Source organism: Cytobacillus sp. FSL W8-0315, assembly GCF_038002905.1.
Taxonomy (GTDB): domain Bacteria; phylum Bacillota; class Bacilli; order Bacillales; family Cytobacillaceae; genus Cytobacillus; species Cytobacillus pseudoceanisediminis.
Map to the genome: position 1 here is coordinate 2,424,251 of NZ_JBBOOC010000001.1, position 13,768 is coordinate 2,438,018.

The 13,768-nt window shown below is 38.8% G+C and carries 16 protein-coding genes and 1 riboswitch; of the genes, 12 read left to right on the forward strand and 4 right to left on the reverse strand.

Annotated features, from left to right (window positions below; all coding sequences use genetic code 11):
• Positions 1-25 precede the first annotated feature (25 nt).
• The 9 genes from glpK (at position 26) to MKY20_RS12515 (ending at position 9,827) form a co-directional block, all read left to right on the forward strand.
• Positions 26-1,516 (forward strand): glycerol kinase GlpK, encoded by a 1,491-nt coding sequence (glpK, locus tag MKY20_RS12475; protein WP_009332513.1) that lies wholly within the window; start codon positions 26-28, stop codon positions 1,514-1,516.
• A 195-nt stretch (positions 1,517-1,711) separates the two neighbouring features.
• The gene (locus MKY20_RS12480; RefSeq protein ID WP_341001265.1) at positions 1,712-3,376 is read left to right on the forward strand and encodes a glycerol-3-phosphate dehydrogenase/oxidase; all 1,665 of its coding nucleotides are present in this window, start codon (positions 1,712-1,714) and stop codon (positions 3,374-3,376) included.
• 102 nt (positions 3,377-3,478) lie between these two features.
• Positions 3,479-4,438 (forward strand): nucleoside hydrolase, encoded by a 960-nt coding sequence (locus MKY20_RS12485; RefSeq protein WP_251264309.1) that lies wholly within the window; start codon positions 3,479-3,481, stop codon positions 4,436-4,438.
• Between the two features lie 182 nt (positions 4,439-4,620).
• Positions 4,621-5,109, forward strand: a complete 489-nt coding sequence (locus tag MKY20_RS12490; RefSeq protein ID WP_252245205.1) for a hypothetical protein — start codon at positions 4,621-4,623, stop codon at positions 5,107-5,109.
• Between the two features lie 572 nt (positions 5,110-5,681).
• Positions 5,682-5,764: riboswitch (ZMP/ZTP riboswitch) on the forward strand.
• 84 nt (positions 5,765-5,848) lie between these two features.
• Positions 5,849-6,709 (forward strand): bifunctional 5,10-methylenetetrahydrofolate dehydrogenase/5,10-methenyltetrahydrofolate cyclohydrolase, encoded by an 861-nt coding sequence (locus MKY20_RS12495; protein WP_251264308.1) that lies wholly within the window; start codon positions 5,849-5,851, stop codon positions 6,707-6,709.
• Between the two features lie 232 nt (positions 6,710-6,941).
• A complete protein-coding gene (locus MKY20_RS12500) occupies positions 6,942-7,142 on the forward strand; it encodes a cold-shock protein (RefSeq protein WP_009332508.1) in 201 nt (66 codons plus the stop codon).
• Positions 7,143-7,442: 300 nt separating this feature from the next.
• Positions 7,443-8,891, forward strand: a complete 1,449-nt coding sequence (locus MKY20_RS12505; RefSeq protein ID WP_019379653.1) for a DEAD/DEAH box helicase — start codon at positions 7,443-7,445, stop codon at positions 8,889-8,891.
• A 150-nt stretch (positions 8,892-9,041) separates the two neighbouring features.
• The gene (locus tag MKY20_RS12510) at positions 9,042-9,242 is read left to right on the forward strand and encodes a cold-shock protein (RefSeq protein ID WP_009332506.1); all 201 of its coding nucleotides are present in this window, start codon (positions 9,042-9,044) and stop codon (positions 9,240-9,242) included.
• Positions 9,243-9,320: 78 nt separating this feature from the next.
• Entirely contained in the window at positions 9,321-9,827 is a 507-nt protein-coding gene (locus MKY20_RS12515) for a metallophosphoesterase family protein (RefSeq protein WP_009332505.1), read from the forward strand.
• A gap of 8 nt (positions 9,828-9,835) precedes the next feature.
• On the opposite strand, the gene MKY20_RS12520 is transcribed toward MKY20_RS12515, so the two are convergent.
• A complete protein-coding gene (locus MKY20_RS12520) occupies positions 9,836-10,678 on the reverse strand; it encodes a GNAT family N-acetyltransferase (RefSeq protein WP_251175694.1) in 843 nt (280 codons plus the stop codon).
• Between the two features lie 156 nt (positions 10,679-10,834).
• Between MKY20_RS12520 and MKY20_RS12525 the strand changes: the two genes are divergently transcribed.
• Complete coding sequence (locus MKY20_RS12525) at positions 10,835-11,233, forward strand: cytosolic protein (protein ID WP_251175693.1); 399 nt, start codon at positions 10,835-10,837, stop codon at positions 11,231-11,233.
• A gap of 28 nt (positions 11,234-11,261) precedes the next feature.
• On the opposite strand, the gene MKY20_RS12530 is transcribed toward MKY20_RS12525, so the two are convergent.
• Complete coding sequence (locus tag MKY20_RS12530; RefSeq protein WP_026041546.1) at positions 11,262-11,555, reverse strand: DUF6509 family protein; 294 nt, start codon at positions 11,553-11,555, stop codon at positions 11,262-11,264.
• 275 nt (positions 11,556-11,830) lie between these two features.
• Here MKY20_RS12530 and MKY20_RS12535 point away from each other — a divergent pair, with 275 nt between their 5' ends.
• Complete coding sequence (locus tag MKY20_RS12535; RefSeq protein WP_009332501.1) at positions 11,831-12,040, forward strand: cold-shock protein; 210 nt, start codon at positions 11,831-11,833, stop codon at positions 12,038-12,040.
• Between the two features lie 80 nt (positions 12,041-12,120).
• Here MKY20_RS12535 and MKY20_RS28690 read toward each other — a convergent pair whose 3' ends face one another.
• Both MKY20_RS28690 and MKY20_RS12540 read right to left on the reverse strand, forming a co-directional pair.
• A complete protein-coding gene (locus MKY20_RS28690) occupies positions 12,121-12,270 on the reverse strand; it encodes a DUF3898 domain-containing protein (protein ID WP_157380201.1) in 150 nt (49 codons plus the stop codon).
• Between the two features lie 38 nt (positions 12,271-12,308).
• On the reverse strand, positions 12,309-12,473 hold the full coding sequence (locus MKY20_RS12540; protein ID WP_251175691.1) for a hypothetical protein: 165 nt from the start codon (positions 12,471-12,473) through the stop codon (positions 12,309-12,311).
• A 278-nt stretch (positions 12,474-12,751) separates the two neighbouring features.
• On the opposite strand from MKY20_RS12540, the gene MKY20_RS12545 reads away from it, so the two are divergent.
• Positions 12,752-13,579 carry a hypothetical protein gene (locus MKY20_RS12545; protein WP_009332498.1) on the forward strand — a complete coding sequence of 276 codons (828 nt, stop codon included), beginning with the start codon at positions 12,752-12,754 and terminating at the stop codon, positions 13,577-13,579.
• Positions 13,580-13,768: the final 189 nt, after the last annotated feature.

The following is a 13,768-nucleotide window of genomic DNA, read 5'->3' on the forward strand; positions in this document are numbered from 1 at the left end:
TGAACAAGATTGGGAGGAGTCATTTGTGGACAAATATATTTTATCATTAGACCAGGGGACTACTAGTTCGCGTGCTATCCTATTTAATAAAAAAGGGGAAATTGTGCACACGGCGCAAAAAGAGTTCACACAGCATTTTCCAAAGCCTGGCTGGGTTGAACATAATGCAAATGAAATATGGGGTTCAATTTTATCGGTGATTGCAGGTGTTTTTTCGGAATCCGGGATTAAACCAGAGCAAATTGCCGGCATTGGCATAACAAATCAGAGGGAAACAACTGTTGTTTGGGATAAAGAAACGGGAGTCCCGATTTATAATGCGATTGTCTGGCAGTCAAGGCAGACAAGCGAAATTTGCGATGAATTGAAGGAAAAAGGCTATAACGATCTATTCAGAGAAAAAACCGGTCTTTTAATAGATGCCTATTTCTCAGGAACAAAAGTTAAGTGGATACTGGATCATGTGGAAGGGGCAAGGGAAAAAGCCCAACAGGGCAAATTATTATTTGGAACCATCGATACATGGCTAATCTGGAAGCTATCGGGAGGAAAAGCGCATGTGACCGATTACTCCAATGCGTCCCGCACTCTAATGTTTAATATCCACGAACTTAAATGGGATGAAGAGCTGCTGAACATACTCGGAGTCCCGAAAGCGATGCTGCCTGAAGTGAAGCCATCTTCCGAAGTGTATGCTAAGACAATTGACTATCACTTTTTCGGCAAGGAAGTACCCATTGCCGGAGCAGCGGGTGATCAGCAGGCAGCGCTATTTGGACAGGCATGCTTCGAGAAAGGAATGGCTAAGAATACTTACGGAACCGGCTGTTTCATGCTAATGAATACAGGTGAAAAAGCGGTACAATCTGAACATGGACTTCTAACTACCATTGCCTGGGGACTTGAGGGGAAAATTGAATATGCATTGGAGGGCAGCATTTTTGTTGCGGGCTCTGCCATTCAATGGCTCCGTGATGGAATGAGGATGTTAAAGGATGCAAAGGACAGCGAAAGCTATGCAAAAAAAGTGGACTCGACAGATGGAGTGTATGTGGTTCCGGCTTTTGTAGGTCTAGGGACACCATATTGGGACAGTGATGTAAGGGGTGCAGTATTCGGAGTCACAAGGGGAACGTCCAAAGAGCATTTTATCCGTGCGACACTTGAGTCACTTGCGTATCAGACAAAAGATGTTCTATCTGCCATGGAAGCGGACTCAGGCATTAAGCTTAAGACGCTTAGGGTTGACGGAGGTGCCGTGAAAAATAACTTCTTGATGGAGTTCCAGTCAGATATTTTAGAGGTGCCGGTAGAAAGACCGACAATTAATGAAACTACTGCGCTTGGTGCAGCTTACCTTGCTGGATTGGCTGTCGGGTTCTGGAAATCCCAGGAGGAAATTGCTGAGCAGTGGGCAATTGATCAATCATTTCATCCATCGATGGAAGAAAAAGTCCGTGCAGGTCTTTATCAAGGCTGGAAAAAAGCAGTCAAGGCAGCAATTGCATTTAAATAGTCAGAAGAAAGTTTTATACACAAATCATATCTTTTTATGTTATAATAAGATTAAGTTAATAGTTCGGCAGGAGATGCGGAGAGACCACAAAATCATTATCGGGTAAGCGATAATGTATTTTGTGGTCTCTTTTTTATTCCCTGCTTTTAAAGGGTAGTTATAACTACTAGCCTTTTCGACAAGGAGGAGACAACTATGATATTTTCTAATTTAAATCGTACTGAAATGATAAAAACACTGACAAAGGAAGAATTTGATGTTCTGATTATTGGCGGCGGCATAACGGGAGCGGGAATAGCTCTGGATGCAGCAGCACGGGGAATGAAAACAGCACTCGTCGAAATGCAGGATTTTGCAGCCGGAACTTCCAGCCGTTCAACAAAACTGGTTCACGGCGGATTAAGATATCTTAAACAATTTGAAGTTAAGATGGTAGCGGAAGTCGGCAAGGAGCGGGCAATCGTATATGAAAATGGGCCACATGTGACTACACCGGAGTGGATGCTGCTTCCGATGCATAAAGGAGGCACATTTGGAAAGTTCTCAACTTCTATCGGACTTAGAGTTTACGACTATCTTGCAGGCGTCAGAAAGTCTGAACGCAGAAGTATGCTCAATGCCCAGGAAACATTATCAAAAGAGCCGCTTGTAAAAAAAGATGGACTTAAAGGCGGGGGTTATTATGTAGAATACCGCACAGATGATGCCCGTCTTACAATAGAGGTAATGAAAGCTGCGGCAGAAAAAGGCGCTATGCCTGTTAACTATTTGAAGGTCGAAAAACTTTTATATGATGAACAAGGAAATGTATGCGGAGCTGCAGCTGCAGATCAGCTGACAGGCAGGGTTCATGAAGTTAGAGCAAAAAAAGTCATCAACGCAGCAGGTCCCTGGGTTGATTCCATCCGCGAGAAAGACGGATCAAAGAAAGGAAAGACCCTGCGTTTGACTAAAGGTGTTCATTTGGTAATAGACCAATCCAAGTTTCCGTTAAAACAGGCTGTATACTTTGATACACCTGACAAACGGATGGTATTTGCCATACCGAGAGATGGTAAGACCTATGTAGGAACAACAGATACATTCTATAATTCTAATCCTGTAAATCCCAAAATGACTGCAGATGACAGAACATACATCATTAATGCCATTAACTTTATGTTTCCTTCTGTGAAGATAGTGGAGGATGACATTGAATCCAGCTGGGCTGGTGTTCGTCCGCTTATTTGGGAAGAAGGAAAAGATCCTTCCGAAATATCACGCAAAGATGAAATTTGGGAGTCGGATACTGGTTTGCTGACGATTGCAGGTGGGAAACTGACCGGGTACAGGAAAATGGCCGAAACCATTGTTGATTTGCTTGCTGAAAAATTCAAACAGGAATCAAATAGAACATTTAGCGGAAGTATTACAAAAACATTGCCTATTTCAGGAGGAAATGTAGGAGGATCATCCAAATTTCAGGAATTCGTCAGGTTTCAGACTGAAAAAGGAACAAGTATTGGTTTATCAGCGGAACAGTCCAGGCACCTTGTTAAAATGTATGGATCTAACGTCGGTATCATTTTTAATATGATTGAGACGAAAAGGAGTGAAGCTGAGAATTATGGCTTGCCGATTGTATTATGGGCAAAGCTGAAATATGCAATTGAACATGAAATGGCTGCCACCCCTGTAGATTTTTTTAACCGCCGAACAGGAGCGCTGCTTTTTGATATTGAAACGGTAAGAAACTATCAAAAGCAAGTAATTTCATATATGGCTGATGCATTTAAGTGGGATATAGCTGCAGGAAATAATTTTGAAAACCAGCTGAACCAGGAACTCAGTTTTGCGGTAAAGCCGGCAGATCAGGACTAAAGCTCCCCAATTGGGGAGTTTTCATTTTTTAGGAGTATTTTCTTTAACAAAAGGGACATTCCATTGGCATATTATAGACTAGATAGGTAGCGGAGGTGGCTTATGTACAATGTTCTCATGTTTGTTGACTCGGGGGTTGATGATTCACTTGCCCTAATGTATGCCCTTCAGCATCCCGAGATTAATCTAGTAGGTGTAGTCAGCGCTTATGGCAACATAACCAAAGAAGAATCCATCAATAATACTGCATATTTACTGAAACTTGCAGGCAGAGAGGACATTCCCATTATAGCAGGGGCGAGCGGGCCATTATCCGGTGAGACCGCTGTCTTTTATCCTGAAATACACGGGGAGGAAGGCCTCGGGCCCATTCAGCCTCAGGAGAATTTCATCAGCAAAATAAAGGTATATGACATAAACAAAATAATAGAAATTGTAAATGAATACAAAAATGACCTTGTGATCGTTGGAGTTGGAAGGCAGACAGATTTGGCATTGCCGCTCATTCTGTATGGAAAGGATGCATATAAAGATGTAAATGCATTCTATTTAATGGGCGGTGCGTTTTTAGTTCCGGGAAATGTAACACCAGAGGCTGAGGCGAATTTTTACGCTGACCCCATTGCAGCGGATTCAGTGCTTGAAAAAGCAAAAAACATCTATATATTTCCCCTAAATGTAACAAATAAAGCGATTATCAGGCCTGAAACGATTGATTTTATTACAGATAATACTCAATCGCCTTTTAAAGATCTAATCAAACCTGCTTATGATTATTATTATGAGGCTTATCAAAAGCTTGTCCCGGGAATTAAGGGTGCACCTCTTCATGATGTTCTTGTATTAAGTGTTCTCACAAATCCTGATCTTGCCAAATATGTAAAACGAAGAGTGAGAATAGAACAGTTTGGAAAGGCAAAGGGTAAAAGCATAGCTGACTTTAGGCCGGTGCCCGAAGTTGATCCGCCCGAAACACTTGATAATATAGCGATGGAGTTTGATCTGGAACGTTTTGTTATTGATTTTATCGAGGTTTTCCTTGCTCAGAAAAATCAGAAATAGCTTTTGACACTCAGTGTTAAAAGCTTTTTTATTTGGTGTTGAAGGGGAAAGGAAAGTTGGCATAGAATGTATTAACATGGAAAACATTTGCAGTCAGGGAAGGTTTCTTCAGACAAGGAAGAATGGCAATAATTCCATTTAGTTTCAGCATACATTATCAAAATCAAATGGAGGCTTTCAAATTGCTAAAAAACAAGAAATTAAACAGGTTTCTTTCAATTCTGGGAATGGTCATAGCTATTGCCATAGCATATAGTGTACTTGTCTTTTTAAATAAGGATGAATCAAAGGTTCAAAAAACCTCAGCAAATGCGGAGACATCTGAACAGGGATTAATGTACGATGATTTAGGGGAATTCATTGCCTCCAATCATACTTTTTATAATGAAACACTTGGATGGGGAAGAGATCGTAAAGTCAGCTGGCCAAAACAAAGAGATCAGGCTGAATTAATCGTAAATTCGCTTAAAAAAATATCAGCTGAGAATGAGGATTTGCAGGCTGACCTGGGCACAATAACACGGCTGGCAGAAACTGTGCAGTCGGGCACTAAGGATAAGGAAGTTTTAATTAAATTGCACCGATATTTTCATGATCTGGATATTGGATTTAATGGCTATAAAGACACAACCGATTATTTTGATGTAACAGAGTATAAAGGAGAAGGCTAATAAGCGGGTGACAAGTTATTTTCTTGACACTTTACCGTAAATAAGATAACATAGTGATTGAAGTATTTGAGGTATATTGTTGAAGTCGTTAATTCACTTGGATTGTTCGGCAGCCGAACCTTCTTTTTTTGTGAAACTGCGGCTTTTTATTATGTTTCATGCTCTTTAGGATTTTGAAAGAGTAAGCATGTGTTTGTAATTAAGAATAATTTGTGTGGACAGCTTAATGCTGAATTTTCTTCTTAATCATCTTCTATAAACCAGACACTTCTCCGTATTTTTACTTCAGTAAGTTTCTTACCATTTAATATTAAAATCTCAGAGAGCATCTAAGTCGGAAAGAATTCCGACCAACCTGATTCCCACTGGCGCGGTCTAGGAGCCGCAAGGATGGAAGAGAGGCAGGGCTTTCATTGTTTTAGGTATAACTAATTAACTCAAATATATCATTTATAAGGACAGTATTTGCTGTCCTTTTTTATATATCTCGCAAAAAAACACGAACGTTTGAATAAGTTTCAGTTTAATTATTTGTGTTTTTGTGGTATGATGTATTCATTAGAATAGCTTTTCAAAATCGCAGTGACTGACGACAATGCGGAATGAACCGCTGGGGAGCTGCGTCTATGTATAGCCGGTCGTCTGGGCAGAGATAAGGGATACCCTTGTCTCTTTTTTTCATAACAAAATGGAAAAGCCCGTCAGCCGAATAGGTGCTTTTCCTATAGGAGGAATATGCATGGAAAAAAAGATTATTCTTGATGGAATTGTTGTGGCAAAACATGTGAAAGACCAATTAAAGGATCGAATTGAAGAATTGAAGGGGAAGTATATCGTCCCTTGCTTAGCCACAATTTTGGTGGGAGATGACCCTTCCTCTGAAACGTATGTACGGATGAAGGGGAATGCTTGTGAAAAACTTGGCATATTATCAAAACGTATTCATATGTCAAAGGATACAACAACACAAGAACTATTAGAGAAGATTGCAGAATTAAACAATGATCCTTCTGTACATGGAATCCTTCTACAGCATCCCGTACCAGGACATATAGATGAACGAAAAGCTTTCGAAGCTATTGCTATTGAAAAAGACGTAGACGGTGTTACAAGCCTTGGATATGGACAGACCGCATTCGGTTTTGGTGAATATCCGTCCTGTACACCTGCAGCTATTTTGGAAATTATGGATTTCTATAAATTGAGTGCTGAAGGTATGCATGCTGTAGTCGTAGGCAGAAGCCCAATCCTTGGCAAGCCGGTCTCTGCCCTTTTACTCAATCGAAACGCAACAGTCACTACGTGCCATTCATATACCAAAAATCTGCCCCAAATTGTAAAGCAAGCTGATATTGTAGTAGCAGCTGTAGGGAAACCTAACTTTATCAAGGGTGAATGGATTAAAGAAGGAGCTATTGTCCTTGATGCCGGATATAATGAAGGAAATATTGGGGATGCAGAGTATGAAAGCTGTGCTGAAAAGGCGTTTGCCATTACCCCCGTACCTGGAGGAGTTGGACCTGTTACGATTTCCATGCTTTTGAAACATACTGTTCATGCTGCAGAAAAAATCGCTGAAATACAAGGGAAGCATAAATAGTTCATTTATCCCTAAATAAAAATTGATCTTTAAAAGGATTGACTTATAACTGGGTGTCGTTTATTATTAGGTTAACGCTGTAAAGTTCGTTATATACTTTTTGGATAAGTAGTCGTAGCTGCAAAGAAATGTAGGCGATCGTTCATCCTCATTTCTGCAAGCTGCGACTTTTTTATGTTTAAGTTTATATGGTACATTATAGTGAAAAACAATTTATTGGGAGGCAACACAAATGAACACAGGTAAAGTTAAATGGTTTAATGCAGAAAAAGGTTTCGGATTCATCGAATCTTCAGAAGGTCAAGATGTATTCGTACACTTCTCCGCTATCCAAACTGAAGGTTTCAAAACTTTAGAAGAAGGTCAAGACGTAACTTTCGAAATCGTTGAAGGTAACCGTGGACCTCAAGCTGCTAACGTAACAAAAGCATAATTTTGCTTAAAATGAGGTGATGCATGTCTAATCATGCATCACCTTTTTATGTTTGCATATCCACTTTGTAGCCTTCAGCATTCCTCAAAACAGATCTTCTGTAATAACTGCTTTTAGGAATATGTATTTTTCATTTCACCCAATTAAAATACTTCACTTACAAAAAGTTTAAAAATAGTGCAAACGGAAATGTAAAAAAGAGATACAAACTGGAAAGCCTAGTAAAGTGTCCATGTCTTTATACAAAAAACAATCTTTCAGTACCTAATAAGATTTGCAATTCAAGGAGGAAATTATATTTTGACAACTTTTTCAGATTTTGGCTTAAGTAATGAAATAGTAAAAGCCCTTTCCAATATGGGCTTCGAGGAACCAACACCAATTCAGGCACAGGCAATTCCAATCGGAATGAAGGGGAAGGACATGATTGGCCAGGCGCAGACTGGAACTGGAAAAACCACTGCTTTTGGTGTGCCGCTGTTAGAGCAGATTGATTTAAACGAAGGTATTCAAGGTCTAGTCCTTGCGCCAACACGGGAGCTTGCTGTACAGGTGGCAGAAGAATTAAACCGTATAGGACAGGTAAAAGGAGTCCGGACACTTCCTGTTTACGGTGGTCAGGATATCACCCGCCAAATTCGTGCGCTTAAAAAGCACCCGCATATTATTGCTGCTACACCGGGAAGGTTAATTGATCACATTGAAAGAAAAACAATCCGTTTAAGCAACATCAAGATGGTAGTTCTGGATGAAGCGGATGAAATGCTTAATATGGGCTTCATCGAGGACATTGAAAGAATTTTAAGTGAAATTAAAGGTGAGCGCCAAACCCTTCTTTTCTCAGCAACAATGCCAAAAAGAATTCAGTCTCTTGCTGAAAAATTCATGCAGGAACCAGAAATGGTTAAAGTCAAAGCGAAAGAAATGACTGTTAAAAATATTGAGCAGTACTATATGGAAGTGCATGAAAAACAAAAATTTGATGTGCTTTGCAATCTGTTGGATATTCAGTCACCTGAACTGGCTATTGTGTTTGGAAGGACTAAAAAGCGTGTAGATGAAGTGGTGGAAGGTCTTATCAAGAGAGGCTATTCGGCTGAAGGAATTCATGGTGATATTCCCCAGGCGAAAAGAGATCAGGTTATCCGCCGTTTTAAAGAGCAGACAATCGACATAATGGTAGCCACTGACGTTGCTGCACGAGGTCTGGATATTTCAGGTGTTTCCCATGTTTATAACTTCGATATCCCGCAGGATCCTGAAAGCTACGTTCACCGGATTGGACGTACTGGGCGTGCCGGAAATAAAGGGCTGGCAATTACGTTCGTTTCTCCAAGAGAAATTGACCACCTAAAAATAATTGAAAGTGTTACAAAAAGCAAAATGGCGAAAAAGCCTGTTCCTTCCTTTAAGGATGTTGTTGCAGGCAATCAGCAGGCGACTATTAATAAACTTATGGAAGTTATTGAAAAAGAAGAACATGCAGACTTCAAGAGAGTGGCGGAAAGCCTTCTTGAAGATACAGATTCTGTTACTTTGCTTGCTGCAGCCATCAAATTGCTGACTAAAGGTCCTGATGTAACACCGGTTAAATTAACTGCGGTGGAACCTATCCGTGTCAGAAAACCTAAAGGTGATCGCGGCGGAAGAAGATTCAACGACAGGTCCAGAGGCGGCAGCCGTGATAGAAGAGATTTTAAAGGCGGCCGGGACAGACGCACTAAAAACCGCAGCAGCAATAAGGGATAATACGGTTTAAAATCCAAGAGAAAATGGATATATTGATTTTTTTCGGTACTTTTTGAACATTTTATTATAAAATTAGAGGAATTTACCCATATTAGTAAATGCAGGGTAAAAAATCACTCTGTGAGTTATAGATATTAGGAGGAAATTTACATGGCAACAGGCAAAGTAAAATGGTTTAACTCAGAAAAAGGTTTTGGTTTTATCGAAGTTGAAGGCGGAGAAGATGTATTTGTTCATTACTCTGCAATCCAGACAGAAGGTTTCAAAACCCTTGATGAAGGCCAGGAAGTTAACTTTGACATAGAGCAGGGCCAGCGTGGACCTCAAGCTGTAAATGTAACAAAGTTATAATTAATTGATAAGAGGGTCCCTATTAAGGGGCTCTTTTATTTTTGGGGTAAAATAGGGTATAAAAGTAAGAAGGAAGGAATGATAGTGATTAAAATCCTTATTCTGTCTGATACCCACATGCCAAAGAAGTCAAAACAGCTCCCTGATATACTTCTGAATGAACTTCTCAGCTGTGAATTAATTATTCATGCAGGTGATTGGCAGAGCGTCGAACTGTATTATGAATTAAAACAATATGCACCTGTTGAGGGGGTATATGGAAATACCGACAGTGATGAAATTTGCTCCATTCTTAAGAAAAGAGTACTGCTTAAAATAGAAGGTTTTAAAATTGGGGTTGTCCATGGACATGGAAAGGGAAAAACAACTGAAAAAAGAAGTATAGAAGCATTTGATAAGGAAAATGTTGATGCTATTATATTTGGGCATTCACATATACCGATAAAGAAACTCCATAATGGAATAATACTGTTTAATCCCGGGTCTCCGACAGATAAGCGCAGGCAGCCGAACTATTCGTTCGGCACCCTGGAAATTTCAGATGAGATGACATTCAATCATGTTTATTTTGATTCAAAGGAATAAAACGTGTTTCAAACCTTGAGTGTGTTCAGATCATATTCGTAATAATCTTGTGTGCCGTATGGTACAAAGCCGCATGATTTGTACAATGAAAGTGCATGGTCATTTTCTGCAGCTACTTCTAGATGCACCCAGCTAACTCCCTTGCTGTGCTGCAGATTAACAACATTTGTAAGAGCGCCCCTGCCGATTCCTTTCCCCTGAAAAGAAGGATCGACAGCAAAGCCGTAAATCCACGCAGCATCTTTTTCTGTTTGAATTCTGATTTTGCCGGCTTTTTGGCGTTTGTATTCAATGATAAAAGTCCTCTCATTTTTGCAGGCAAAGATTTTTTTATTAAAAACCTCTGCTTCGTCTTTGGGGATATCAAAGCATGCAGTATCCAGATGATTAATGAATGCAAGGTCACTGCTCACTGCTTGCCGCATAGTTACTTCAGAATTTGCTGTTCCGATTTTTTTGCTTTTATGGCGCTTCATTTGATACTCGGAGAATGAATAGGTGCAAGGTAATGATTTAATATAACCTTCTGCTGATTGGGAAGAGGCTGGAGCATTAATAAGTAATTTGCGTGCTTGGGCCAATTGTTTTACTGCCTCATTGAACAAGCTGGAAAAGATGCCTTTTCGTCTATGATTAGGATGAACCATTCCGCATAATTCAACCGGACCTCCGAAATTATATAGAGCAAGGTAACCTAATAAATTCCCGCTATTATCATAATGGAAATAGTCATTTTCCTCGTCGGCCCTTGACTTCAAGGTATCCCAATTTAATTTTAATTTGATATTGCCCGTTTCTTCGCAAATTTGCTGTAGAGAATGAATATCGTTTAATTGTTTTTTTGTCAGCACTCAGGCGGCCTCCTAGATAAAAGAAATAATAAACCAATATTATAAGAAAACGGTTCATACGAATAGTCCTAAATTTCAATCTATTAGCTTTGGATTGAAATTATGTAAATAAATATAGCAATATGTTAGGATTGTATGGAAAAAGGGGGAGAATCAATGAAGAATTTCACAGTGATGTTCCATAAGGAAGATAATATACAGCCGATGGCTGTTCAAAAATTAAATGAAAATGACTTTGAATTATACACAGAAGGCGGCACAAGGCATTTATTTGAATTGAACTCTAATGTTGGCTATTTTATATTTTTTGATGCTATTGATAAGGAAGGTAAGGAGTCTTACCTGGTTCTTCAATATGAAGGGGAGTCGGAAGAACCCAGTGCATGCTTTGCTTTTGAATTAAAAGATTTCTATCAATTCACCGCTCTTTATCTGAATGACCTTGATTTTAATGAAGGAAATAATGTGGATAGGGAAGAAGAAGCTTATACACCGATACAGCATTTGGCACATTTAATGTATCACATTATTGAAGAGGGTAAAAAAATTCAGTGATAAAATAAAAGAGCAGGTTCTCCTGCTCTTACTCTTGTGCTTGAGAAAGGTTCTCTCTGCAGAAAGCAGAAACTTTCTTTTCTTCCACTTCATCCAAAGCGAAATCCAATATGTTTCCTGAATGACTTTCGACAAAATGATAATTAAGAATCCTCTCATCTTCTCCATTTTTATAATAAAGGACCCTTAACTTAATGCCATTCTCTGAATATAATTCATCGTCTTCATCTACATCGATATCTAAAAAGTATTCGTAGCGGTCACCCGTTAAAATGCCGGTAGGATCCTGTATGTACTCAACAGTATAACTTGTAATATCCATGGTCTTCACCCTTTCTTTCGCTGCTGTACATGTCATTATACACTTTTCCCAGATTGGTTTAATAGTATTTATCAATTTTTTGCCGTGTTTCTAAGGCTGCTGTGTAAGTTTAGAACTTTTTGACAGCGCCCTTTAAATATGTTATACTAATTTTAGTTAAAAGAATATAATATTGCCCATAAACACTTGTTATATAGAGCCAGTGGTTCGTCACTTTATATAGCAAGTGATTTTTATTTTGGGTAAGGGTCTTACTCTTTGGGAGGTGCCTGATTATGGCAATGGGATTTGGCAGAAAAAATTTGGAAGAAATCAAGGTTGAAGAAGTGAAAATCTGGGAGTGTACATCTGAGTCTTGCAACTGCTGGGTAAGGGACAATTTCAAAAGCAGCCAGGTACCTATTTGTCCGATTTGCAAAAGTGAAATGGCAGAAACGACTAAAGAATTGCAAGTCGTTAACAATAACAGCATCTTTTCTAAATAATTGTAAGGGCGATGACATCGCCCTTTATTTTTTTGCTGATTTTTTCTATTACGCTTGCAAGCTCATCAGATCTTAGAAATTCAATAGTGGAAAGCTTTTTTAAACTTAATACTTCCAGATTCAATAAGCAGTACATAACGTCCGTTTACTTTGGCTATAGGAATCGTTTCCCTGAAATCTGAAGGAGCCCGATCACGGATACGTTGTCCATCCTTTAACTTAAGCTCAATCTATGGAGAATGTTTGATAATTTATATGGAAGCTTCAATTACGTGGTCTGTTGAATCTCCCTTTTTGGACTGGCTGCCCAAATTTCCATGCTGCTTTCCGATTGATCTCTCTTCTTCGCTATCAGACTGGAATGCTCTTCTATATGTTCTTGTACCACCGAGTCGTTTGCAATTTTAACAATTTCCGGCAGAGCTCTTTGCAAGCTCACCATCCTAAAAATCCTTTATTGCACTATTCTCATATTTCTCTGAATCGGGAGTCTGAAAGTGTTTAGAGTACTTCTCGGCATTTTCCCCTTTCCCTCGACCTGTACAACAAAAAATGACAAATAACTAATTTCAAAATCCATACATTTCCCCTTTTTCTTCATCTTTAACTTTATAATAAATCTTACATCTAATTGCCCTTCGTTCAATGTTGAGTATATGTTTTTCCATGATGAACAAAATAATGGAAACGCGCTAAACTGGATGTGGAAGAATGTCAAATTTGCTTTGGTTTCTTGGATTAGTGCTTATCAGCATAGGTCTTATTTATATAACTTATATTAGAACTGAATTTCGGCATAATCTGGCGGTTTATTTCTTTGTTATGGGACTTTCTTTTTTAATGGAATACATTGTATTAATTTTAGGTGACGCATACTCCTATTACCCGAAATTATTTTCTATCCAGTGGTATGATGATGTTTTTGGCTCCAGTATATCTCAGGCTTTTTTTATTCCTAGTGTACTAATGGCAATAGCTGCTTTTAGAATTCGCTTCAGATGGATTGCTTTCATAATCGCCGCGATATATGGAATAGAAGAGCTGTTTCTCTGGCTGGGCATCTATCAGCACAATTGGTGGAAATCTTGGTTTACCACGATTATCTTGTTTGCTTCAGTTTTTATTATAAAATGGTGGAGGAATAGAGTTGAAGATCCCACTTTTTTTATACAGTTTATAACCGTTTATATGGCCATCACCACAATTTTTCAGGGTATATCTTTTGGTTTGACGTCTATCCTGGGAACCCATCAGTATAACATTGGGTGGTTTGTATCACCTTATCAGGACCATATAGCTTTCAGTGTTCTGGTTTGGATTATCTATGCACTGCTGCTGACCATTATCATAATAAAATATTTTCGATTTAAATGGATGGCCTTGATATTTTTTGCCGATTTAGCTTTTCAGTGCTTTATGGTGAAAATGGACATTCTAGAAATAAGCACTTTTTGGAATCCTATTTACTTCAGTATGATACTTATGCTATTGCTGATGCTAATCAGGAAATTAAATAACTATATGTTTCCGTCAATCTGAAATCCATACTTTAAGAATTGTTATCTGATGATCCAAAGAAAAAAACTGGAATAAAATACCACGAATAAAGCGTTGACCTGAAGCACTGGCGGTGCTATTATTTAAGAACAGCTTTCACAAAATAACTGATTGAAATTTTTTTTAAAATGTTGTTGACGATGAAGGTTGTAAGTGATATGATATAAAAGT

Excerpts from the sequence above, each read along its gene's own strand:
- MKY20_RS12525 (WP_251175693.1), top strand. The coding sequence starts at position 10,835 with ATGAAGAATTTCACAGTGATGTTCCATAAGGAAGATAATATACAGCCG.
- MKY20_RS12535 (WP_009332501.1), top strand. The coding sequence starts at position 11,831 with ATGGCAATGGGATTTGGCAGAAAAAATTTGGAAGAAATCAAGGTTGAA.
- MKY20_RS12530 (WP_026041546.1), bottom strand. The coding sequence starts at position 11,555 with ATGGATATTACAAGTTATACTGTTGAGTACATACAGGATCCTACCGGC.
- MKY20_RS12480 (WP_341001265.1), top strand. The coding sequence starts at position 1,712 with ATGATATTTTCTAATTTAAATCGTACTGAAATGATAAAAACACTGACA.
- MKY20_RS12545 (WP_009332498.1), top strand. The coding sequence starts at position 12,752 with ATGTCAAATTTGCTTTGGTTTCTTGGATTAGTGCTTATCAGCATAGGT.
- MKY20_RS12510 (WP_009332506.1), top strand. The coding sequence starts at position 9,042 with ATGGCAACAGGCAAAGTAAAATGGTTTAACTCAGAAAAAGGTTTTGGT.
- MKY20_RS12495 (WP_251264308.1), top strand. The coding sequence starts at position 5,849 with ATGGAAAAAAAGATTATTCTTGATGGAATTGTTGTGGCAAAACATGTG.
- MKY20_RS12515 (WP_009332505.1), top strand. The coding sequence starts at position 9,321 with ATGATAGTGATTAAAATCCTTATTCTGTCTGATACCCACATGCCAAAG.
- MKY20_RS12485 (WP_251264309.1), top strand. The coding sequence starts at position 3,479 with ATGTACAATGTTCTCATGTTTGTTGACTCGGGGGTTGATGATTCACTT.
- MKY20_RS12500 (WP_009332508.1), top strand. The coding sequence starts at position 6,942 with ATGAACACAGGTAAAGTTAAATGGTTTAATGCAGAAAAAGGTTTCGGA.